Origin of the sequence: Paraburkholderia antibiotica, from assembly GCF_012927125.1 — a bacterium.
GTDB classification, from domain to species: domain Bacteria; phylum Pseudomonadota; class Gammaproteobacteria; order Burkholderiales; family Burkholderiaceae; genus Paraburkholderia; species Paraburkholderia antibiotica.
On record NZ_JABBFZ010000001.1, the window covers coordinates 708465 to 729775 of the forward strand.

The following is a 21311-nucleotide window of genomic DNA, read 5'->3' on the forward strand; positions in this document are numbered from 1 at the left end:
GCGCAGCCATGAAGTGGACCGATACGCAAGACATCGCGATGGCTCTGACGGACAAGCATCAGGACGTCGATCCGCAGCAGGTGCGGTTCACCGACCTGCATCGCTGGGTGACCGAGCTCGAAGGCTTCGACGACGACCCGAACCGCTCGAACGAGAAGATCCTCGAAGCGATTCAGGCGGCGTGGATCGAAGACGCGGATTATTGAGCGCGTACTCGGGCCCGTGTGCTGAATGCCAGGCTCCAAAGAAAAGGCGATTCCAATGGAATCGCCTTTTTTCATTGCCGTGAAGAAAGATGCCGCGCGTGCCGCGCTGACCTCGACCTTAGTCCGCGATCAGGCCGCCGTTTTCTATCCGCACGCGTTGGCCGTCGCGGAACGGCGGCGCTTCGTGATAGGTGAAATAGCGCGTGTGGCCGTTTTCCATCCGCACGCGTACCGAATACGACGTCGAGCTGCGCAGATGTTTTTCGACCGAGTTGCCGGCGAGACCGCCGCCGAGCGCGCCGAGCAGTGTCATGGCCGTGCGGCCGCCGCCGGCGCCGAACTGATTGCCGACCACGCCACCGGCGACCGCTCCACCGACCGCGCCGATCCCCGTGCCGTGACCTTCCTGATGCACCGCCGAAATCGCGACGACCGTGCCGCAGGTCGAGCAGTAGGCGGCTTGCGGTGTCGGCTGCTGCGCTGGTTGTTGCGCGTACTGCGGTGCGGCTTGCGCCTGCTGTTGCTGTGCGTATTGTGGTTGCCGCGTCGGGGCAGGGACGGGGACGGACGGCGCGGGCGCCTCTGCCTGTTGCTGGGACGCTTGCGGTTGCATCGACGGATTCGACGGATTCACCGGCGCGGCCGAATCGACGACGCCCGCTTGCGGCGCGGTCGCAATCTGCGCGGCCTGCGTCTGATCGTCCTGCGCGCTATTGCTCGACGCCTTCGGGAACACGCCGGTGATGGCCGCGGTCGCGACCAGACTCGCGATCAGCACCGCGCCGGCGGCGACCGCGATCAACGGATGAAGACGACGTTGTTGCGTGGGTTGAGTCGGGTGATCTATCGGATTGCTCATGTTGGGCCTCCGTTTCTGACAGAGCCGATTGCTTACGAGATCTTGCGAAATCGAGTGTCCGGCAATTCGATCCGGCCAGCGTTTCAATTTGTAACTAGTGCCCACGCGAGCGGTCGTGCAGGCGCGATGGGCGTGGCCGTATGCCTTTGGGGCATCCGCGCGGCGCGCCTCGCGTCGTCCGCACGATTCGAAATCTTCATTCGTCGGAGCGGCGTGCACGCGATAGGGCAGCTTTTACCCCTGGTTACAAACCCTTCGAAGCAGAAAACGGTCCTGCCCGGCGCATCGCCGCCGGCTAATCGCTGCGTGCGCCATTGCCGTGCAGGAAAGCCGCGCAATAAAAAACGCCCGGCATAACCGGGCGTTTTTCAGAAGCGTTGCGCAAACATCGCGTCGCACACACGGCGCAACGCTCGGCGGCGCACTCAGCGAGATTCAAAGCGAGCTTCGCTCAATCCTCGCGACGCAGATGCGGGAACAGGATCACGTCGCGGATGCTCGGGCTGTCGGTCAGCATCATCACCAGACGGTCGATGCCGATACCGCAACCGCCGGCCGGCGGCATCCCGTATTCGAGCGCACGGATGTAGTCGGCGTCGTAGAACATCGCTTCCTCGTCGCCGGCGTCCTTCTGGTCGACCTGCTTCTTGAAGCGCGCGGCCTGATCTTCCGGATCGTTCAGCTCCGAGAAGCCGTTGGCGATTTCGCGGCCGGTGATGAACAGCTCGAAACGCTCGGTGATGCCTGCCACCTTGTCCGACGCGCGCGCGAGCGGCGACACTTCGATCGGGTAGTCGATGATGTAGGTCGGCTCCCACAATTGCGACTCGGCGGTCTCTTCGAACAGCGCCAGTTGCAGCGAACCGACGCCCGCGTTCAGGAACTGCGGCTGCGACGCATCGACGCCGAACTTCTTCAACTCGGCGCGCAGGGACGTGGCATCGGCGAGCTGTTCGTTCGTGTATTGCGGCGCGTATTTCTGGATCGCCTGGGTGATCGTCAGGCGATGGAACGGCTTGGCCAGATCGAGCTCGCGACCCTGATAGGTGATCGTGGCAGTGCCGAGCGCGTCGATCGCCGCCTGGCGGATCAGTTGCTCGGTGAAGTCCATCAGCCACTTGTAGTCGGTGTAGGCCGCGTAGAACTCGATCATCGTGAATTCCGGGTTGTGGCGCACGGACACGCCCTCGTTGCGGAAATTACGGTTGATCTCGAACACGCGCTCGAAGCCGCCGACCACCAGCCGCTTCAGGTACAGCTCCGGCGCGATCCGCAGGAACATCTGCATGTCGAGCGCGTTGTGATGGGTGGTGAAGGGCTTGGCCGCCGCGCCGCCCGGGATCGGGTGCAGCATCGGCGTTTCGACTTCCATGAAGTCGGCCTGGGCCATGAAGTTGCGCACCGACGCGATCGCCTTGGTTCGCGCGACGAACGTGCGGCGCGTTTCCGGCGTGACGATCAGGTCGACGTAGCGCTGGCGGTACTTCATTTCCTGGTCGGCGAGACCGTGGAACTTGTCCGGCAGCGGGCGCAGCGACTTCGACAGCAGACGCAGCTCGGTACAGCGCACCGACAGCTCGCCCTTGTTGGTGCGGAACAGCACGCCGCGCGCGGCGACGATGTCGCCCATGTCCCACTTCTTGAATGCGTCGTAGGTGTCCTGACCGACGTCGGCCGGCGTGATGAAGAACTGGATCTGACCCGAACCGTCGCGCACGGTCGCGAAGCTCGCCTTGCCCATCACGCGCTTGAGCATCATGCGGCCGGCGATCGCGACTTCGAGCGGATTCGCTTCGAGCGCTTCCTTGTCGGCGTGCTCGTACTGCTGCTGCAGGTCTTCCGCGTGGTGCGTGGGACGGAAATCGTTCGGATAGGCGACGCCTTGCTCACGCAGCTCGCGCAGCTTTTCGCGGCGCTCGGCGATGATCTTGTTGTCGTCCGCTTCGGGCGCGACAGCGGCGACGGGCGCGGTATTCGGCTGGGTCGGTTCGGTCATGATGTGTGGTATTCGGTGGTCCGCGGCGGCGTGCGCCGGACGCGGGAAGCCAGTCAGTGTAAAAACCTCAGGCGGTCAAACAAGAGGCAAAAAACGGCGGCGCGGCCGCAGTGGGCCGCGCCGGTTGCGCTTACACGCCCTGTTTCAGGCTCGCGCTGATGAACGGATCGAGATCGCCGTCGAGCACGCTCTTCGTGTTGCTGATTTCGACGTTGGTACGCAAATCCTTGATGCGGCTGTTGTCCAGCACGTACGAGCGGATCTGGTGACCCCAGCCCACATCGGTCTTGCCGGCTTCGAGCTTGTCCTGCTCGGCCTGACGCTTGCGGATTTCCGCTTCGTACAGGCGCGATTTCAGCATCGCCATCGCTTCGGCGCGGTTGCGGTGCTGCGAGCGGTCGTTCTGGCACTGCACGACGATGCCCGACGGCATGTGCGTGATACGCACCGCGGAGTCGGTCTTGTTGATGTGCTGACCGCCCGCGCCGGAAGCGCGGTACGTGTCGATGCGCAGATCGGCCGGGTTGATGTCCACTTCGATCGAGTCGTCGATTTCCGGGTACACGAACACCGACGAGAACGACGTATGGCGACCGCCCGACGAATCGAACGGCGACTTGCGCACGAGGCGGTGCACGCCGGTTTCGGTACGCAAAAAGCCGTACGCGTATTCGCCTTCGATCTTGATCGTCGCGTTCTTGATGCCGGCGACGTCGCCTTCGGTCTGCTCGAGCACTTCGGTCTTGAAGCCCTTGCGCTCGCAATAGCGCAGATACTGGCGCAGCAGCATCGACGCCCAGTCGCACGCTTCGGTGCCGCCAGCGCCGGCCTGGATGTCGAGGAACGCGTTGTTCGGGTCGGCCGGGTTCGCGAACATCCGGCGGAATTCCATGTCGGCGACGCGCGCTTCGATGCCCTGGGCGTCGGCCTCGCAGGCAAGCAGCGTTTCGTCGTCGGCTTCTTCGCGCGCCATGTCGAACAGGTCTTGCGCATCGTTCACGTCGTTGGTGATCGACGTCAGCTTGCCGACCGTGTCGTCGAGCAGCTTCTTTTCCTTACCGAGTGCCTGGGCGTGCTTCGCATCGTTCCAGACGTCCGGGTCTTCGAGTTCCCGGTTGACTTCGATTAGACGTAGTGCTTTGTCGTCGTAGTCAAAGATACCCCCGTAGGTCGTCCGCGCGCTTGCGCAGGTCGGCCAGAGAGGCTTCGATCGCGTTGAGACGTTCCGCTTCCATGTCGATCTTCTATTCTGCGTAAAAAGCAGAAATTATAGCCGATCGGCACGCCAGGCCGGAGCCTTGCGGGCGATCCGGCGTGGGTTTGCGGTTGATTTTGCGAGGATTTATCAGCTCAGCGCATGCTCGACGATCAGCTGCACGCGCGATACGCCGTTCCACGTATCGCTCGCGAGCCGGTAGGCGACGGTGGTGCGCGCGGGCAGCGTGTCGGTGTGGTTGAACCAGATCGCGTTGAAGCGCTGGCGGCCGCGCAGCAGTTGCAGCTTCAGGTGCTTGTCCTTCACGAGCGCCTGCGACGCGACTTCGAACTCGCCCGAAAACACCGGCGCCGGAAAGCCCTGGCCCCACACGGCCGCGTCGAGCATCTCGACGAATTGCGGCGTGAAATACGCGTCTTCGAGTTCGCCGTCGGTCTCGACCGTGCGCGCGAGCGCTTCCGCGGACAGCCATTCGCGGCCGACCGCCTCGAACGCGGCGGTGAAGCACGGCACGTCGGCGGCGGCGATCGTCAGGCCCGCGGCCATCGCGTGGCCTCCGAATTTGACGATCAGGTCCGGCTCGCGCTTCGAGATCAGATCGAGCGCGTCGCGCAGATGGAAGCCCGCGATCGAGCGGCCCGAGCCCTTGACCATCACGCCGGTTTCGTCGGCGGGCGCGAACGTGAACGACGGGCGGTTGAACTTCTCCTTCAGCCGTCCCGCGACGATGCCGATCACGCCCTGATGCCAGCCCGGATTGAACAGCGTGATCGTGGTCGCGCCGGCGGGATCGACCGTCGACAGGTCGTCGAGCGCCTGCTGCTGCATGCCGGCCTCGATTTCGCGGCGCTCGCGGTTCATCGTGTCGAGCTGCTGCGCGAGTTCCCATGCGCGGCCGACATCGTCGGTGGTCAGGCATTCGATCCCGAGCGACATGTCCGACAGCCGGCCCGCCGCGTTCAGGCGTGGGCCCAGCGCGAAGCCGAGGTCGAAGCCGGACGCGCTGCGCGCGTCGCGCGCGGCGGCGCGAAAGAGCGCGGCGATGCCGGGCTGCATGCGCCCCTTGCGGATGCGCTGCAGGCCTTGCGCGACCAGCACGCGGTTATTGCCGTCGAGCTTGACGACGTCGGCGACCGTGCCGAGCGCGACCAGGTCGAGCAGGCCGTCGAGGCGCGGCTCGGGCAGCGCGTCGCCGAACGCGCCGCGGTGGCGCAATTCCGCGCGCAACGCCAGCAGCACGTAGAACATTACGCCGACGCCGGCCAGGCACTTGCTCGGGAACGTGCAGCCCGGCTGGTTCGGATTGACGATCGCGCGCGCGGCGGGCAGCTCGTCGCCGGGCAGGTGGTGATCGGTGACGAGCACGTCGATGCCGAGCGCGTTGGCCGCCGCGACGCCGTCGACGCTCGCGATGCCGTTGTCGACCGTGATCAGCAGATCGGGCTTGCCCGAAGCGCTGCGCGTCGCCAGCTCGACGATGTCCGGCGTGAGCCCGTAGCCGTGCTCCATGCGGTTCGGCACGAGGTAATCGATGTGGCCGCCGAACATTCGCAGCCCGCGCACGGCAACCGCGCAGGCGGTCGCGCCGTCGCAGTCGTAGTCGGCCACGACCAGCATGCGGCGGCCTTGCTGGATCGCGTCGGCGAGCAGTGCGGCGGCGTCCTCGCAGCCCTTCAGATCGGCGGGCGGCACGAGCCGCGCGAGGCCGGTTTCGACGTCTTCGGGCAGACACACGCCGCGCGACGCATAGAGGCGCGCGAGCACCGGATGCAGGCCGCAGCGGGTCAGCACGTCTGCGTCGACGGGGGAGCAGGGGCGTGTAACGATTCGGGTCATGCGAAAAGGCCGTGGATGATTCGAGGGAGCGGGCGGCAGGTCGTGCGCGGCATCATGGAGTGCGTCATTCGATGAACAGCGAGGCCAGCACGCGCCGGCGCCAGAATTTGCGCAGGTCGCCGCGCGTGACGGCGAGCGTCACCGAGCCGGTGTCGCCGCACAGCGTGAGGCAGAGTTCGGCGAGTTCGCCGGCTTGCAGCGCGGCGAGCGCGGGCTCGAACCAGTCGGTCTGCAGTTTTGCGAACGCCTGGTTCCAGCGCGCCCAGTCCTGTTCGATGTAGGGCGCGGAGAACGGATCGAGTTCGACCAGCGTGCCGGCGGAATGGGCGGCCGAGGCCGTGTTTGCCATGTGGTTTGTGGTGGCGTTCGTCGTGGCGGCTGTGCTTGCCGGTGCCGTCGCGCCCGACTGTGCGCCATTCGCGCCGCCGTTGCCGCGGACCGCGCCGCGCCGCGCTGCGGCCAGTTCGCCGAACGACGCGGGTGGCGCGCCCGTCGCGACCCCGGCGCTCAGCGCGAGACCGCGCGTCGCGGCCGCCTCCGACAGCACCTGCGCGAACGGACTGCGCACGGCTCGCGCGACACCCTGCGCGTGAAACCAGATCGAGTTGACGGCCGGCAGTCCACGCGCTTCGCGTGCTTCGTTGACCGGGTGCTCGAACCACGCCATCTGGATTTCGTTCTGCAGCTTCATCCACGCGCGCGAACGCTCGCCGGAGTGCGCTTCGTGCGGCAGCCAGATTTCGATATTGCGACCGCTCGCGCGCAGCGGCGACGCGCCCGCGAGCGTGCCGAACGCGTCGCTCGACAGATACCAGCGGGTCGGCTGCGGCGCCTCGATGCGCACGCCGAGTTCCTCGATCAGCGGACGCGCGACCGCGAGCAGCGTGCGGGCGTCGTCGTCGGACAGTTCGAGCGCGGCCGGGTCGATCAGCACGAGGTGATCGTGCGCGATCCGTACGTGTACCGGCTGCACGCAGGCCCACGTCGCGTCGCCGGGCTCGCCGCCGTCGGCGCGCAGCATGTAGGGCGCGAGCGGGGCTTCGTCGTCGGCGGCGGCCGGCGCGCTCTCGGGCAGTGCGCCGAACTGTCGCGCGACCCAGCGCTCGTGCGGCAGCGTGCGCTGAAAATCCTCGCCGATCACGCGTTCGACCAGCGTCGCGCGGGCGATCAGCTTGTCGAGCGCGGGACTGCGGATGTCGTGCAGGGCGGTGGAGGCGTCGGCTGCGGCAGGCAGCGCGAAGGGCAGCAGAAGGTGGAGGCGGTCGGCAGGCATGATGCTGCGCATTGTAGGGCAAAGAGTGCGAGTATTTCGACGGAAGGCGCCGGCGCGGCAACGGGTCGACCGACGGCGAGACGGCGAGGGACGGGGGCAGAGGCTTTGCGCGAGCCGGCCGGAATGTATGGCAAACTTCGCGCTTGATCGCGGTGGGCAGCCGGAGGGCGGTCGACGGGTAGCCGAGGGCAGTAGCGGGCCGTGACAGGCGGCCACGGCAAGCCGACCCGCAACCGGAACGATCGGCACTGCCGCGAGCCCAACGATCACGACGCCCGGACCGCGCGGCAGACGCTTCACGTTTCACAGCAGCCGCGCACAGCACATCGCCGCAGAACGACGCAAAAAGGATTCGCTTGAAATTTCCCTACGAATGGCAGATTGGCTGGCGCTACACGCGCGCCAGCAAACGCACGACCGGTAACGGCTTCATCTCGTTCATCGCGCTGGTGTCGATGTCGGGCATCGCGCTCGGCGTCGCGGCGCTGATCGTCGTGCTGTCGGTGATGAACGGCTTCCAGAAAGAGGTGCGCGACCGCATGCTGTCGGTGCTCGCGCACGTCGAAATCTTTTCGCCGACCGGCTCGATGCCGGACTGGCAACTGACGGCCAACGAAGCGCGCCTGAACAGGCAGGTGATCGGCGCCGCGCCCTATGTCGAGGCGCAGGCGCTGCTCACGCGTCAGGACGCGGTGAGCGGCGTCGCGCTGCGCGGCGTCGAACCGACGCTCGAGCCCGAAGTGTCCGACATCGGCAAGGAAATGAAGGGCGGCAAGCTGACCAACCTCGTGCCGGGCGACTTCGGCATCGTGCTCGGCGCCGACCTCGCCGCCAATCTCGGCGTGCAGATGAACGACAAGATCACGCTGGTCGCGCCCGAAGGCACGATCACGCCGGCCGGCATGCTGCCGCGCCTGAAGCAGTTCACGGTGGTCGGCATCTTCGAGTCGGGGCACTACGAATACGACAGCACGCTCGCGCTGATCAACATCAAGGACGCGCAGGCGCTGTTCCGGCTGCCCGCGCCGACCGGCGTGCGGCTGCGCCTGACCGACATGCAGCGCGCGCCGGAAGTCGCGCATCAGCTTGCGCGCAGCCTGTCGGGCGATCTGTACATTCGCGACTGGACCCAGCAGAACAAGACCTGGTTCTCGGCGGTGCAGATCGAAAAACGCATGATGTTCATCATCCTCACGCTGATCATCGCGGTGGCGGCGTTCAATCTGGTGTCGTCGCTGGTGATGACGGTGACCAACAAGCAGGCCGATATCGCGATTCTGCGCACGCTCGGCGCGCAGCCCGGCTCGATCATGAAGATTTTCGTCGTGCAGGGCGTGACGATCGGCTTCATCGGCACGGCGACGGGCGTCGCGCTCGGCTGCCTGATCGCGTGGAGCATTCCGTGGCTCGTGCCGATGATCGAGCATCTGCTCGGCGTGCAATTCCTGCCGCCGTCCGTGTATTTCATCAGCGAGCTGCCGTCCGAGCTGATTCCGGCCGACGTCGCGCGCATCGGCATCATCGCGTTCCTGCTGTCGGCGCTGGCGACGCTCTATCCGAGCTGGCGCGGTGCGAAAGTCCGTCCGGCGGAGGCGCTGCGCTATGAATGACCGCCTCGTCAATTCTTCTACCGATTCATCCATGACCGCTCAGGACCCCGCGTTGCATCCGTACGTGCTCGAAGCCACCGGCATTTCCAAATCGTTCGTGCAGGGTGGCCTGAACGTGCAGGTGCTCAACAACACGCAACTGTCCGTGCGACGCGGCGAGAAGCTCGCGATCGTCGGCGCGTCGGGGTCGGGTAAGAGCACACTGCTGCATGTGCTCGGCGGTCTCGACGAGCCGAGCGCGGGCCAGGTGTCGGTGCTCGGCAAGCCGTTCACGCAACTCTCCGAGCGCGAGCGCAACGATCTGCGCAATCGCGCGCTCGGTTTCGTGTATCAGTTTCACCATCTGTTGCCGGAGTTTTCCGCGCTCGATAACGTCGCGATGCCGCTGCGGATTCGCCGCATGACGACCGAAGCGGCGCGCCGCGAAGCGCTGCAGGTACTGGAGCGCGTCGGCATGGGGCATCGCGCGAAGCATCGGCCGGGCGAGTTGTCGGGCGGCGAGCGGCAGCGCGTCGCGATTGCGCGCGCGCTGGTGACGAAGCCCGCCTGCGTGCTCGCCGACGAGCCCACCGGCAACCTCGACGGCGGCACCGCCGACACCGTGTTCAATCTGATGCTCGAACTGTCGCGCACGCTCGAGACGAGCTTCGTGATCGTCACGCACGATCCGGAGCTGGCGGGGCGTTGCGACCGCATCATGCGATTGCGCGACGGCGTGCTGTACGAGGAGCCGCCGGTACCGGTTTGAGGTCGGCGGGGAGTTTGGCGCGGTTGAGGCGGCGGTCGACGTAGTGCGGGGGTGGCGGTAAGCGTAGGCACGAGCCGTGAACCGGGCTGCGGACGCAGGTGACGCAGACCGCAATCGCACCGCAGACGCAGCATAGGCGCGCAGCGGCACGCGCGTTGCGAGTGGTCGTGGTGCGGACGGCTGCGAATCGCCACGTTTGCCGCATCCGCCACGCCGGCCACACCCGCCGCGAATCTTCCAGCCGCCCGCGCTCCGCTTTCCTCAGTCCGCTTCCATTGCCAGCGAGACAGCCCATGTGGATCGACACGCACTGCCATCTCGACGCCTCGGAGTTCGACGCCGACCGTGACGCCGTTGCGGCCTCGGCGCGTCGCGCGGGGGTGTCGCGCATCGTGATTCCGGCGATCGGGCGGCAGAATTTCGCGGCGGTGCGCGAGCTGGCGCATCGCGTCGACGGCGGCGCGTACGCGCTCGGCATTCATCCGCTGTTCACGCCGGGCGCCGCCGACGCCGATCTCGACCTGCTGCGCATGGAGATCGAGGCGAGTCTCGACGATCCGCGCTTCGTCGGCATCGGCGAGATCGGGCTCGACTATTTCATCGACGGGCTCGACGACGTGCGCCAGCAGTTCTTCTACAACGGCCAGTTGCAGCTCGCGCGCGAATTCGATCTGCCGGTCATTTGCCACGTGCGTAAATCGCAGGATCAGGTGATCAAGGGACTACGACGGCATCAGATCCATCGCGGCATCGCGCATGCATTCAACGGCAGCTTCCAGCAGGCGCAGGCGTACATCGATCAGGGGCTGCATCTGGGCTTCGGCGGCAACCTGACCTTCGAGCGTGCGCGGCAGATTCGTCGGCTCGCGGAGCAATTGCCGTTCGACGCGCTGGTCGTCGAAACCGATGCGCCGGACATCGCGCCCTCGTGGATGTACAAGCAGCGCAATTCGCCCGAGCAGATTCCGGCGATCGGCGCGAGCCTCGCGGAACTGCGGGGTGTCCCATCCGACGCAGCGGCCCTAGGCACAACGGCTAACGCGCTCGCCGCGCTGCCGCGACTGGCCCTTTCCTCTGCATAATCGATTCGTTGGTCGACGGGATTCGCGCTAGGCGACTCCACGCCCGGCGGGTTTGCCGTTGTCTGTGCACTGCCCGTTTGCCGGCGCGTGATGGCGTCTCGCGCCAGCGGCACGGAGGGCGGATGCGGGCAGTGTGGTGCGGGTTTGCGTTGGGGGTGATCTGGCTGCAGCGGCAAGCAGCATTGCCGGAGGGGGGCGGCTGGTGGGCGTTGCTGCTGGCTGGATGCGTGGCGTTGGGCGTCGCGGTGTGGGGCTTGCGCGACGCGGCGGCGCAGCAGCCGGCGGGAGAGAGCGTGCAATCGGCGGCTGCCGATTCGCAGGGTCGCCGCGCGCGGGCGGGCAATGGTTATAGCGGGCTCATGCCGATGAAGTTGCGGGCGACGGGCCGCGCGAGCTGGCTGAGGTGGCAGCGGTGGTCGAAGGCAAGACTGGCGATGCGCGAAAGACGGCCCGACGCCCGCGTGCGACGCGCCGTCGGCTGGTTGGCCGTGGGTTGCGCGGCTTGCTGCATCGGCTTCGGCTATGCGGCCGCGCGCGCACAGCTACGTCTCGCGGTGAGCCTGCCGCACGCGTGGGAGGGGCGCGATATCGAGGTGGTCGGCAGCATCAAGGGTTTGCCGTCGCGTGACGACAAAGGCGCGCGCTTCCTCTTCGAAGTCGACGCGAACGACGCGCAACTCGCCGCGTTCCCGCGCGTGATCCAGCTGTCGTGGATGACCCGCGACGCACCGCCGCCGCCGCTCGAACCCGGCGAGCGCTGGCGCTTGCCCGTGCGGCTGAAGCGTCCGCACGGCAACGCGAACTTCGGCGTGCGCGATGCCGAAGCGACGCTGCTCGCGCGCAACGTGCGGGCGAGCGGCTATGTGAGCGCGCCGGAACGCGCGGTGCGACTGGCCGGTCACGCGGGCGGGCTCGGGGTGCGGGTCGACCGCTGGCGCGCCGTGTTGCGCGCGCGGATCGATACGGTGCTCGCCGATGCGCCGCATCGCGGCATCGTCGTCGCGTTGGCGATCGGCGCGCAGGACGAGGTCAGCGCCGCCGACTGGCAACTGATGCGCAGCACCGGCACCAGCCATCTGGTGGCGATTTCGGGGCTGCACATCGGCTTCGTCGCGGGACTGGCCGGCTGGTTCGCAGCCACGGTATGGCGGCGCTCGGGCTGGCTCGGTCGCAACTGGCCGCTGCGGCTGCCCGCGCAGATCGTCGGTGTGACGGCCGGTGCGCTGTTTGCCGCGTTGCACGCCGCGCTTGCCGGCTTCAACGTGCCGGCGCAGCGCGCGCTATGGATGGCGGCGCTTGCCGCGTTCGCGTTTGTCGGCGGTCGCCAGCTGGCGCGCTCGACGGTGTTCGCGTGGGCGCTCGGGCTCGTGCTGCTGATCGATCCGTGGGCGGTCGTATCGGCGGGGTTCTGGCTGTCGTTCGGCGCGGTCGGCGCGATTCTGTTTGCGATGTCGGGACGTCCGCGTGAGCGCGCTGGCGGTTCGCGCGAACCGGCCACGGACGATGAACAGAGCGGGGCGGGAGCGAAATGGCAAGCATTGCGCGCCGGACTGATGCGTCGCGGACGGGCGCTGGCCGAGCGGCTGCGCAGTGCCGCGCAGGTGCAGTTCGCGGTGACGATCGCGCTCGCACCGCTGACCGTCTACTGGTTCTCGCAGATTCCGCTGCTCGGTCCGCTTGCGAATGCGTTCGCGATTCCGTGGGTGAGCCTGCTGGTCACGCCGACGGTGCTGGCGGGCGTCGCGTTGCCCGCGCCGCTCGATGCATTCGCGTGGCGCGCCGCGCACACGTTGCTCGACGGTCTCGCGACGGGCCTGCGATGGTTGTCGGGGCCGCACTGGGCACTCTGGTGGTTGCCGCAGCCGCACGCATGGGCGCTCGCCGCGGCGGCGCTCGGCGTGCTCTGGTGTCTCGCGCCGCGCGGCTGGCCGTTGCGCTGGGCCGCGCCGCTGACCTGGCTGCCGTTGCTGATGCCGGGCGCCGACGGCGCGCTGGCGTCGCCCGCCGGCGCGTTCCGCCTGACCGCGCTCGACGTCGGGCAGGGCACCTCGGTGCTGGTGCAAACCGCGCATCACGCGCTGCTGTTCGACGCGGGGCCCGGGCCGGAATCGACTCACGCGGGCGAGCGCGTGGTCGTGCCGTTCCTGCAGGCGCAAGGCGTAACGACGCTCGATACGCTGATCGTCAGTCACTCCGATTCCGATCACGCGGGCGGCGTGCCCGCGGTGCTCGACGCGATCGGCGTGCGGCAGATGGTGGCCGGGCTCGAAGCGGACCATCCGCTGTGGTCGAACGCGCGGCGGCACGGCGCACAGACGCTGCCGTGCGCGGCGGGGCAGCGCTGGCAATGGGATGGCGTCGAGTTTTCGATGCTGTGGCCGGACCCGGGGCCGCTGCATGGCAAGCCGAACGATCATTGCTGCGTGCTCCGCGTGCGGACCTTGCCCAGCGCCGTGCGTGGGCCGGCCACTTCGGTCCGCGCGAACGACGCGCCGGCTGTCGCCGCATTGCTGACCGCCGACATCGAGGCGCCGACCGAGCGCGTGCTGCTCGCGCGCGATCGCGACGCGTTGCGCGCGCAGGTGCTGATCGTGCCGCATCACGGCAGCCGGACCTCGTCGACCGAGCCGTTTCTCGACGCTATCGGGCCGTCCGTCGCCTTATTTCAGATGGGCTACGAGAACCGCTTTCATCACCCGAATGCGGGCGTGTTCGCGCGCTACGTGGCCCGGCATATCGAACTCGGGCGCAGCGATCGCGACGGCGCGGTGCGGGTCGACGTCGATCCGGGCGCTCACGAGGCGCCGGTGCTGCTCGAGCGCTATCGCGATACGCGGCGCCGCTACTGGATGGATAGCACGGTGGATCAGCCGGCGTAGTGCGGATGAATGACGCACGCTTTGCGTTCTGACGATACTCGTCGATTTCGAGCGTGCCGCCCATTATTCGGTCGTCATTCGGTCGTCGTGCTCGACTCTACCGTCCTCGTGAAAAATCACGTTATCGGGCGGGCCCAGTCCATTTCGGCGCGGGGCGGGCGGAGTGAGCGAAGCGGGCGCCACGCACGCAGCTAGTGCAAGCGCTCTATATAGCGCCTGGGGCTCCGTGCCCAAACTGCGCGCCGATCCTGTAGGCTTTCTCGCAAACTGCGCGAAAACCTTGGAAAGGTCCGTCATCGGCCGGCGTAAATAGAGGCCCGCCACGCGCACGCAAAAACATCATGGAGATAGCCGCAGTTGAAAAACATCATCCATTTCTCGCATGCGAACGGTTTCCCGGCCTCGACTTACCGGACCATCTTCGCCGAACTCTCCGACGACTACGAGGTGCGATCGATCGAGCGCATCGGCCACGACCCGCGCTTTCCGGTCACCCAGGACTGGCCGCATCTGGTTGAACAGCTGCTCGACGACATCGGCCGTGCGTACGAGCGGCCTGTGTGGCTGGTCGGGCATTCGCTCGGTGGCTATCTGTCGTTGATGGCGGCGCTGAAAAAACCGCAGTGGGTGAAGGGCGTCGTGATGCTCGACTCGCCGGTGATCGCCGGCTGGCGCAGCAGTATGCTGCGCGTGTCGCAATGGACCGGGCTCGACGAGCGGCTTTCGCCGGCGGCGGCCACGCGCACGCGGCGCACGCAATGGGCGAGCCGCGACGACGCGTGGCGGCACTTCCACTCGAAGCCCGCGTTCGCGCGCTGGGACGAGCGCATGCTGTCGGACTATATCGACTTTGGCATCCCGCAGAGCGCGCCCGACGGCGCTCGCGCGCTCGCGTTCGATCGCCGCACCGAATATCAGATCTACCGGACGCTGCCGCATACGCTCGGCGCGCGGCTCGCGCGCGGCGCGCCGGTGCCGGTCGGGTTTATCGCCGGTACGCGCTCGAAGGAAATCCGTCAGGCCGGCCTTGATGCGACGCGCCGTGCGACCGGCGGCCACGTCGAGTGGATTGAGGGCAGCCATCTGTATCCGATGGAAAAGCCGCTCGAAACCGCACGCGCGGTGCAGCGGATGTTGCGCGAGCTCGAACGGACGGCCTGACGGCGCTTTCCGTCGTCTCGCACGTATCTCTGAATCGCGGCGCGGGCGTCATGCGAGGCGAAGCCGCGCGCGTGGTGGTCGGTCGTTTTTTGCTGGGTCGGGACAAGCCTTTACGGTATAATCCGTTTTTCCCGCGAGCATCCAGCGATGACCAAATATGTTTTCGTCACCGGCGGCGTAGTATCTTCCCTCGGCAAGGGTATTGCCGCCGCTTCCCTCGCCGCGATCCTCGAATCGCGCGGTCTTAAAGTCACCCTCCTCAAGCTCGATCCGTACATCAACGTCGACCCCGGCACGATGAGCCCGTTTCAACACGGCGAAGTGTTCGTGACGGAAGACGGAGCGGAAACCGACCTCGACCTCGGCCACTATGAGCGCTTCATCAGCACGAAGATGCGCAAGGCCAATAACTTCACCACGGGCCAGATTTACGAATCGGTGATCCGCAAGGAACGCCGTGGCGATTATCTCGGCAAGACCGTGCAGGTCATTCCGCACATCACCAACGAAATCCAGGCATTCGTCGAGCGCGGCGCGGCTTCCGCGACGTGCGGCGAGCCGGATGTCGCGATCGTCGAAGTGGGCGGTACGGTGGGTGACATCGAATCGCTGCCGTTCCTCGAAGCCGCGCGTCAGATGAGCCTGCGCCTCGGCCGCAACAGCGCGTGTTTCGTGCATCTGACGCTGGTGCCGTGGGTCGCCACGGCCGGCGAGCTGAAGACCAAGCCGACCCAGCACAGCGTGCAGAAGCTGCGCGAAATCGGTATTTCGCCGCACGTGCTGCTGTGCCGCGCCGACCGCCGCATTCCGGACGACGAGCGCGCGAAGATCTCCATGTTCTCGAACGTGCCGGAAGACGCCGTGATTTCGGTGTGGGATGCGGACAGCATCTACAAGATTCCGCAGATGCTGCACGATCAGGGTCTGGACGCGATCATCTGCGAAGAGCTCAAGCTCTCGCCGCAGCCGGCCAATCTGTCCATGTGGTCCGATCTGGTCGAGAAGCTGGAGAACCCGAAGCACGAAGTGACGATCGGCATGGTCGGCAAGTACGTCGATCTGACCGAGTCGTACAAGTCGCTGATCGAAGCGCTGCGCCATGCGTCGATGCATACGTCGACGCGCGTGAACATTGAATATATCGACTCCGAAGAGATCGAAACGCAAGGCGTCGAGAGCCTCAAGCATCTCGACGCGGTGCTCGTGCCGGGTGGTTTCGGCCGTCGCGGCACCGAAGGCAAGATTGCCGCGATCCGCTATGCACGCGAAGCGAAGGTGCCGTACCTCGGCATCTGCCTCGGCATGCAGCTCGCCGTGATCGAATTCGCGCGCGACGTGGTCGGCCTGAAGGACGCGAACAGCACCGAGTTCGATCAGGACACCAAGAACCGCGTGGTCGCGCTGATCACCGAGTGGTACGACCGCGAAGGCCGTGTCGAGAAGCGCACGGAAGAGTCGGACCTCGGCGGCACGATGCGCCTCGGCTCGCAGCGCTGCCCGATCAAGGCCGGCACGCTCGCCGAAGAGATCTACGGCAAGGACGTGAACGAGCGCCATCGTCACCGTTATGAGGTGAATAACCGTTTCGTGCCGCAACTCGAAGCAGGTGGTCTCGTCATCAGCGCCCGTACGCCGAGCGAAGATCTGCCGGAAATGATGGAACTGCCGCGCAGCATGCACCCGTGGTTCGTCGGCGTGCAGTTCCACCCGGAATTCACGTCCACGCCGCGCGACGGTCATCCGCTGTTCAAGTCGTTCGTCGAAGCAGCGCTCGCGCATCAGCAGTCGAGGGTTGAGGAGAAAGCATGAAACTGGGCGATTTCGAAATCGGGCTCGACAAGCCGTTTTTCCTGATCGCCGGTACCTGTGTCGTCGAATCCGAACAGATGACGATCGACACGGCCGGCCGCCTGAAGGAAATCTGCGCGAAGCTGAACATTCCGTTCATCTACAAATCGTCGTACGACAAGGCCAACCGCAGCAGCGGCAAGTCGTTCCGCGGTCTGGGCATGGACGAGGGCTTGCGTATCCTGTCGGAAGTGAAGCGCCAGCTCGGTCTGCCGGTGTTGACCGACGTGCACGCCGAGCACGAGATCGAGCAGGTCGCGTCGGTGGTCGACGTGCTGCAAACGCCCGCGTTCCTGTGCCGTCAGACCGACTTCATCCACGCGTGCGCGCGCTCGGGCAAGCCGGTCAACATCAAGAAAGGCCAGTTTCTCGCGCCGCACGACATGAAGAACGTGATCGACAAGGCGCGCGACGCCGCGCGTGAAGCCGGTCTGTCGGAAGACCGCTTCATGGCGTGCGAGCGCGGCGTCTCGTTCGGCTATAACAATCTCGTGTCGGACATGCGTTCGCTCGCGATCATGCGCGAAACCAACGCGCCGGTCGTGTTCGACGCAACGCACTCGGTGCAATTGCCGGGCGGTCAGGGCACGAGCTCGGGCGGCCAGCGCGAATTCGTGCCGGTGCTCGCGCGCGCCGCGGTTGCAGTGGGTGTCTCCGGTCTGTTCATGGAAACCCACCCGAATCCGCCGCAGGCGAAGTCGGACGGACCGAACGCGGTGCCGCTCAATCGTATGGCCGACCTGCTCGAGACGCTTGTTACGCTCGACCGGGCCGTCAAGCGCGGCCCGTTCCTCGAAAGCGATTTCAACTGAGTCAGGCGAACGCCGCGTGTCACGATTTCCCTCGATAATCGGCACGCGGCGTTTTCGCGAAATGGTCGTCGAACGTATCGGCGCGCGAGTTGTCTGTCGGGGAGACCGACAGGTCCCGATACAGTGTCACAGTAAAGAATTCAACGTCATCCTTTGAGGAAACCATGAGTGCTATCGTAGACATCATCGGTCGAGAGATTCTCGATTCGCGAGGCAACCCCACCGTCGAATGCGACGTGCTGCTCGAGTCGGGCACGATGGGCCGCGCAGCGGTACCGTCGGGCGCATCGACCGGCTCGCGCGAAGCGATCGAACTGCGCGACGGCGAAGCCGGCCGTTACGGCGGCAAGGGCGTGCTGAAGGCCGTCGAGCACATCAACACTGAAATCTCCGAAGCGATCATGGGTCTCGACGCTTCCGAGCAGGCGTTCCTCGACAAGACGCTGCTCGAACTCGACGGCACCGACAACAAGTCGCGCCTCGGCGCGAACGCGATGCTGGCTGTGTCGATGGCCGTCGCGAAGGCCGCTGCTGAAGAAGCCGGCCTGCCGCTGTACCGCTACTTCGGCGGTTCGGGCGCGATGCAACTGCCGGTGCCGATGATGAACATCGTCAACGGTGGCGCGCACGCAAACAACAGCCTGGACATCCAGGAATTCATGATCGTCCCGGTCAGCCAGCCGACCTTCCGCGAAGCACTGCGCTGCGGCGCCGAAGTGTTCCATGCGCTGAAGAAGATCCTGTCGGATCGCGGCATGAGCACGGCCGTCGGTGACGAAGGCGGCTTCGCGCCGAACTTCGGCAGCAACGAGGAATGCCTGTCCACCATCCTGCAAGCTATCGAGAAAGCTGGCTACCGCGCCGGTGAAGACGTGCTGCTCGCGCTCGACTGCGCGGCCAGCGAGTTCTACCACGACGGCAAGTACCAACTGGCGGGCGAAGGCCTGCAGCTGTCGTCGACGGAATTCGCGGACTATCTCGCGAACCTCGCCGACAAGTTCCCGATCGTGTCGATCGAAGACGGCATGCACGAAGGCGACTGGGAAGGCTGGAAGACGCTGACCGACAAGCTCGGCAAGAAGGTTCAGCTGGTCGGCGACGATCTGTTCGTCACGAACACGCGCATTCTGAAGGAAGGTATCGAGAAGGGCATCGCTAACTCGATCCTGATCAAGATCAACCAGATCGGCACGCTGACGGAAACCTTCGCGGCGATCGAAATGGCCAAGCGCGCCGGCTACACGGCCGTGATCTCGCACCGCTCGGGCGAAACCGAAGATTCGACGATCGCGGATATCGCGGTCGGCCTGAACGCCGGCCAGATCAAGACCGGTTCGCTGTCGCGTTCGGATCGCATCTCGAAATACAACCAGCTGCTGCGTATCGAGGAAGATCTGGGCGATATCGCCAGCTACCCGGGCAAGTCGGCGTTCTACAATCTGCGTTAAATCTGACGGCCAGTTTGTACACGCCGATCGATGAGCCGGTTATCCTTCGTTTGTGATTGACCCCGCCGCCCTGCGTATAGCGCAGGGCGGCGCGTATTTATTGTGCTTACTTCATGCGGCTTGTTACTGCTGTCCTGATCGTTCTGCTGGCGCTGATCCAGTACCCGCTCTGGTGGGGGCATGGTGGCTGGCTACGCGTGCATGAGTTGCAGCAGCAGCTCGCGCAGCAATTGCAGAAGAATGCCGACTCGAAGCTGCGCAACGAGCGCATTCAGGGCGAAGTGCAGGATCTGCAGAACGGCACGGCCGCGGTCGAGGAGCGGGCGCGCTACGAAATGGGCATGGTCAAGGACGGCGAAGTGTTCGTGCAGTTCGTGTCGCCGAACCAGCCGTTGCCGACGCCGAACACGCCGTCAGCGAATACGTCGACGCGCGGTGAGGTATCGGCGGCGCCGTTGCACGTGGTGCCGAATCCGGAGTCGCGTGCGAGGCCGGATCGCAGGCACGGCGGCAAGGCCGCGGCTGCGAAGGAGAAGAAGCCGGCGCATTGAGCGGCTGAGGTCGTCCCGGAGCGAAGGATGTTAAAAGGCAGGACGTAAAAAAAGCGCGGTTCGAATGAGCCGCGCTTTTTCTTTTGCGCGGCCATACCCGCGCTTGCTGACACGCCTGGCCGCTTATGGTCCGCTTATTGGCCTGCTTATTGGCCGTTTGCGGCTTTACCACCCCCAGGACGGCCCAAAGCCGACGCCAATGCCGGTGCCCCAGCCACGCCCCCAGCCACCGGTGGAAAAACCACCGGAGAAAGTAACCGGCGGCGACGGCGAGTAATAGCGCGACCACGCCTGAGCGGCGGCTTCGGCCGCCATCGTCTGATCCTGTTCGAACATCACCTGACGGTCGATCGCGTCGTAGCGCGCGCGTTCTTCCGGCGAGAGTGCCTGCCCGTGGCTGACGGCCTGCGCCTGATCGGCCGGCAAACGGCTCAGGATCGGGGACGGACCCGGCGGATCGATCGTGCAGCCGGTGAGTGCCGTGCCGCCCGCGACGATGGCCAGCGTGGCCAGCACACGCACGTGACGTGGTAACGAAAGACGGTGTGTCATGTTCGAATCTCCATCGGGGCGAGGCTTGCAGCGGCCATGCGAAGCATGGGAGCCATGCGTCGTCGCATGCATCGTTAGTGATTCTACGTAATGTTCGACGCGCGGCGATCGATAGCGCTCAAAAGCCAACCCCGAAAAGCCACCTCCCAAAGCAGCGCGCCGCCCGAGCCGTAACAAGGCAAAGGGCGGCGCAGTGAGGCGAGCATCGCGGAAGCTAGCTCAGGCGGCCGGCAAGCTGCCATGAAGCCCGCTTCGGGCGAGTATTACGCAGGTATCAATGACGCTGATCGGCCGCCGGCGTCACACCCTGTGAGAGTTCGCCGACCATGAAAAGTTGCGCGACGTCGACCGGATCGAACTCGTAGCGTTGATTGCAGAACTCGCAATGAATTTCGACGTGGCCACGCTCCTCGATCACGCCATCCACTTCATCGCGGCCGAGCATCTTCAGCATTGCGCCGACTTTTTCGCGCGAGCACGTGCACTCGAAGCGCGCGCCGACCGGCTCGAAATGCTGGACGTTTTCCTGCCAGAAGAGCCGGCGGAATACCGTCTCCGGCTCCTCCTTCAGCAGTTCGTCCTGCGAGAGCGTGCCGCCGAGCGTGCACACGCGTTCCCACGTGTCGGCGTCGAGCTGGCCCGGATGCGGGACGATGCCGCCGTCGCCCGGCAGCTTCTGCAGCAGCATGCCGACCGCGCGCTCGGTGTTCGCGGCGAGCCACATGCGCGTGTCGAGCTGCTCGGAGTGATGCATGTAGTGCTCGAGCACCTCGGCGATCGACTTCAGCGGTCCGTCGACGCCCTCGAGCGGCACGATGCTCTGATACGGCTGCTGACCGGGCTGCTTGTCGCTCGGGTCGAGCGTGATCACGCAGCGGCCGTGACCGCTCGCGTTCACGAGCTCGACGAGCGGGGTGGCGTCGTCGATCATGTGGCTGAGGTCGGCGGAGAGTTTCGCTGTCGCGCGCATCGTCAGATTCGAGCTGCACTGCACGACGAGCATCTTGACCGGGCCATCGCCGAAAATCTGCATGACGAGCGTGCCGTCGAATTTCAGGTTTGCCGACAGCAGCGCGCACGCCGCCATCATTTCGCCCAGAATCGTTCGCACCGGCGCCGGATAATCGCGGCGCGTCAGCACCTCCTGCCAGGTATTGCTCAGGGAAACGATCTCGCCGCGCACCGGCGCCGTGCTGAACATGAATTTTTGCAACTGGTCGCTCACAACTTTTCC

17 protein-coding genes are annotated in these 21311 nt (G+C 65.8%); 10 read left to right on the plus strand and 7 right to left on the minus strand.

What is annotated here, in order from left to right:
• Positions 1-8 precede the first annotated feature (8 nt).
• Positions 9-206 (plus strand): Fe-S cluster assembly protein IscX, encoded by a 198-nt coding sequence (gene iscX, locus HHL14_RS03185; protein WP_013588918.1) that lies wholly within the window; start codon positions 9-11, stop codon positions 204-206.
• Positions 207-324: 118 nt separating this feature from the next.
• Here iscX and HHL14_RS03190 read toward each other — a convergent pair whose 3' ends face one another.
• From HHL14_RS03190 to HHL14_RS03210, 5 genes are all read right to left on the minus strand, one after another.
• Complete coding sequence (locus HHL14_RS03190) at positions 325-1065, minus strand: glycine zipper 2TM domain-containing protein (RefSeq protein WP_169496107.1); 741 nt, start codon at positions 1063-1065, stop codon at positions 325-327.
• A 451-nt stretch (positions 1066-1516) separates the two neighbouring features.
• The gene (gene lysS / locus HHL14_RS03195; protein ID WP_169496108.1) at positions 1517-3061 is read right to left on the minus strand and encodes a lysine--tRNA ligase; all 1545 of its coding nucleotides are present in this window, start codon (positions 3059-3061) and stop codon (positions 1517-1519) included.
• 130 nt (positions 3062-3191) lie between these two features.
• Positions 3192-4296, minus strand: a protein-coding gene (gene prfB / locus HHL14_RS03200; protein ID WP_169496109.1) for a peptide chain release factor 2 whose coding sequence is annotated in 2 segments (ribosomal slippage) — positions 3192-4214 and positions 4216-4296 — 1104 coding nt in all. Because the reading frame shifts where the segments join, the coding sequence is not laid out codon by codon here.
• Between the two features lie 110 nt (positions 4297-4406).
• Positions 4407-6113: a single-stranded-DNA-specific exonuclease RecJ gene (recJ, locus tag HHL14_RS03205; protein WP_169496110.1), complete on the minus strand. Its 1707-nt coding sequence runs from the start codon at positions 6111-6113 to the stop codon at positions 4407-4409.
• A gap of 64 nt (positions 6114-6177) precedes the next feature.
• The gene (locus tag HHL14_RS03210; protein WP_169496111.1) at positions 6178-7398 is read right to left on the minus strand and encodes a regulator; all 1221 of its coding nucleotides are present in this window, start codon (positions 7396-7398) and stop codon (positions 6178-6180) included.
• A gap of 344 nt (positions 7399-7742) precedes the next feature.
• Between HHL14_RS03210 and HHL14_RS03215 the strand changes: the two genes are divergently transcribed.
• From HHL14_RS03215 to ftsB, 9 genes are all read left to right on the plus strand, one after another.
• Positions 7743-8996, plus strand: coding sequence for a lipoprotein-releasing ABC transporter permease subunit (locus HHL14_RS03215; RefSeq protein ID WP_169496112.1), 1254 nt, complete (start codon positions 7743-7745; stop codon positions 8994-8996).
• Positions 8997-9027: 31 nt separating this feature from the next.
• Positions 9028-9744 (plus strand): lipoprotein-releasing ABC transporter ATP-binding protein LolD, encoded by a 717-nt coding sequence (gene lolD, locus HHL14_RS03220; RefSeq protein WP_407945252.1) that lies wholly within the window; start codon positions 9028-9030, stop codon positions 9742-9744.
• Between the two features lie 293 nt (positions 9745-10037).
• A complete protein-coding gene (locus tag HHL14_RS03225; protein WP_169496114.1) occupies positions 10038-10826 on the plus strand; it encodes a TatD family hydrolase in 789 nt (262 codons plus the stop codon).
• Between the two features lie 122 nt (positions 10827-10948).
• The gene (locus HHL14_RS03230) at positions 10949-13705 is read left to right on the plus strand and encodes a DNA internalization-related competence protein ComEC/Rec2 (RefSeq protein WP_169496115.1); all 2757 of its coding nucleotides are present in this window, start codon (positions 10949-10951) and stop codon (positions 13703-13705) included.
• 357 nt (positions 13706-14062) lie between these two features.
• The gene (locus HHL14_RS03235; RefSeq protein WP_169496116.1) at positions 14063-14866 is read left to right on the plus strand and encodes an alpha/beta fold hydrolase; all 804 of its coding nucleotides are present in this window, start codon (positions 14063-14065) and stop codon (positions 14864-14866) included.
• A 147-nt stretch (positions 14867-15013) separates the two neighbouring features.
• Complete coding sequence (locus HHL14_RS03240; RefSeq protein WP_169496117.1) at positions 15014-16675, plus strand: CTP synthase; 1662 nt, start codon at positions 15014-15016, stop codon at positions 16673-16675.
• Positions 16672-17526 (plus strand): 3-deoxy-8-phosphooctulonate synthase, encoded by an 855-nt coding sequence (gene kdsA, locus HHL14_RS03245; protein WP_169496118.1) that lies wholly within the window; start codon positions 16672-16674, stop codon positions 17524-17526. The genes HHL14_RS03240 and kdsA overlap by 4 nt, the downstream gene beginning before the upstream one ends.
• 164 nt (positions 17527-17690) lie before the next feature.
• Entirely contained in the window at positions 17691-18974 is a 1284-nt protein-coding gene (gene eno / locus HHL14_RS03250; protein ID WP_085480598.1) for a phosphopyruvate hydratase, read from the plus strand.
• A 113-nt stretch (positions 18975-19087) separates the two neighbouring features.
• Positions 19088-19525 carry a cell division protein FtsB gene (ftsB, locus tag HHL14_RS03255; protein WP_169496119.1) on the plus strand — a complete coding sequence of 146 codons (438 nt, stop codon included), beginning with the start codon at positions 19088-19090 and terminating at the stop codon, positions 19523-19525.
• 165 nt (positions 19526-19690) lie between these two features.
• Here ftsB and HHL14_RS03260 read toward each other — a convergent pair whose 3' ends face one another.
• Together HHL14_RS03260 and hslO are read right to left on the minus strand one after the other, a co-directional pair.
• Positions 19691-20077: a hypothetical protein gene (locus HHL14_RS03260; protein ID WP_169496120.1), complete on the minus strand. Its 387-nt coding sequence runs from the start codon at positions 20075-20077 to the stop codon at positions 19691-19693.
• A 274-nt stretch (positions 20078-20351) separates the two neighbouring features.
• A complete protein-coding gene (gene hslO, locus HHL14_RS03265; protein WP_169496121.1) occupies positions 20352-21302 on the minus strand; it encodes an Hsp33 family molecular chaperone HslO in 951 nt (316 codons plus the stop codon).
• Positions 21303-21311: the final 9 nt, after the last annotated feature.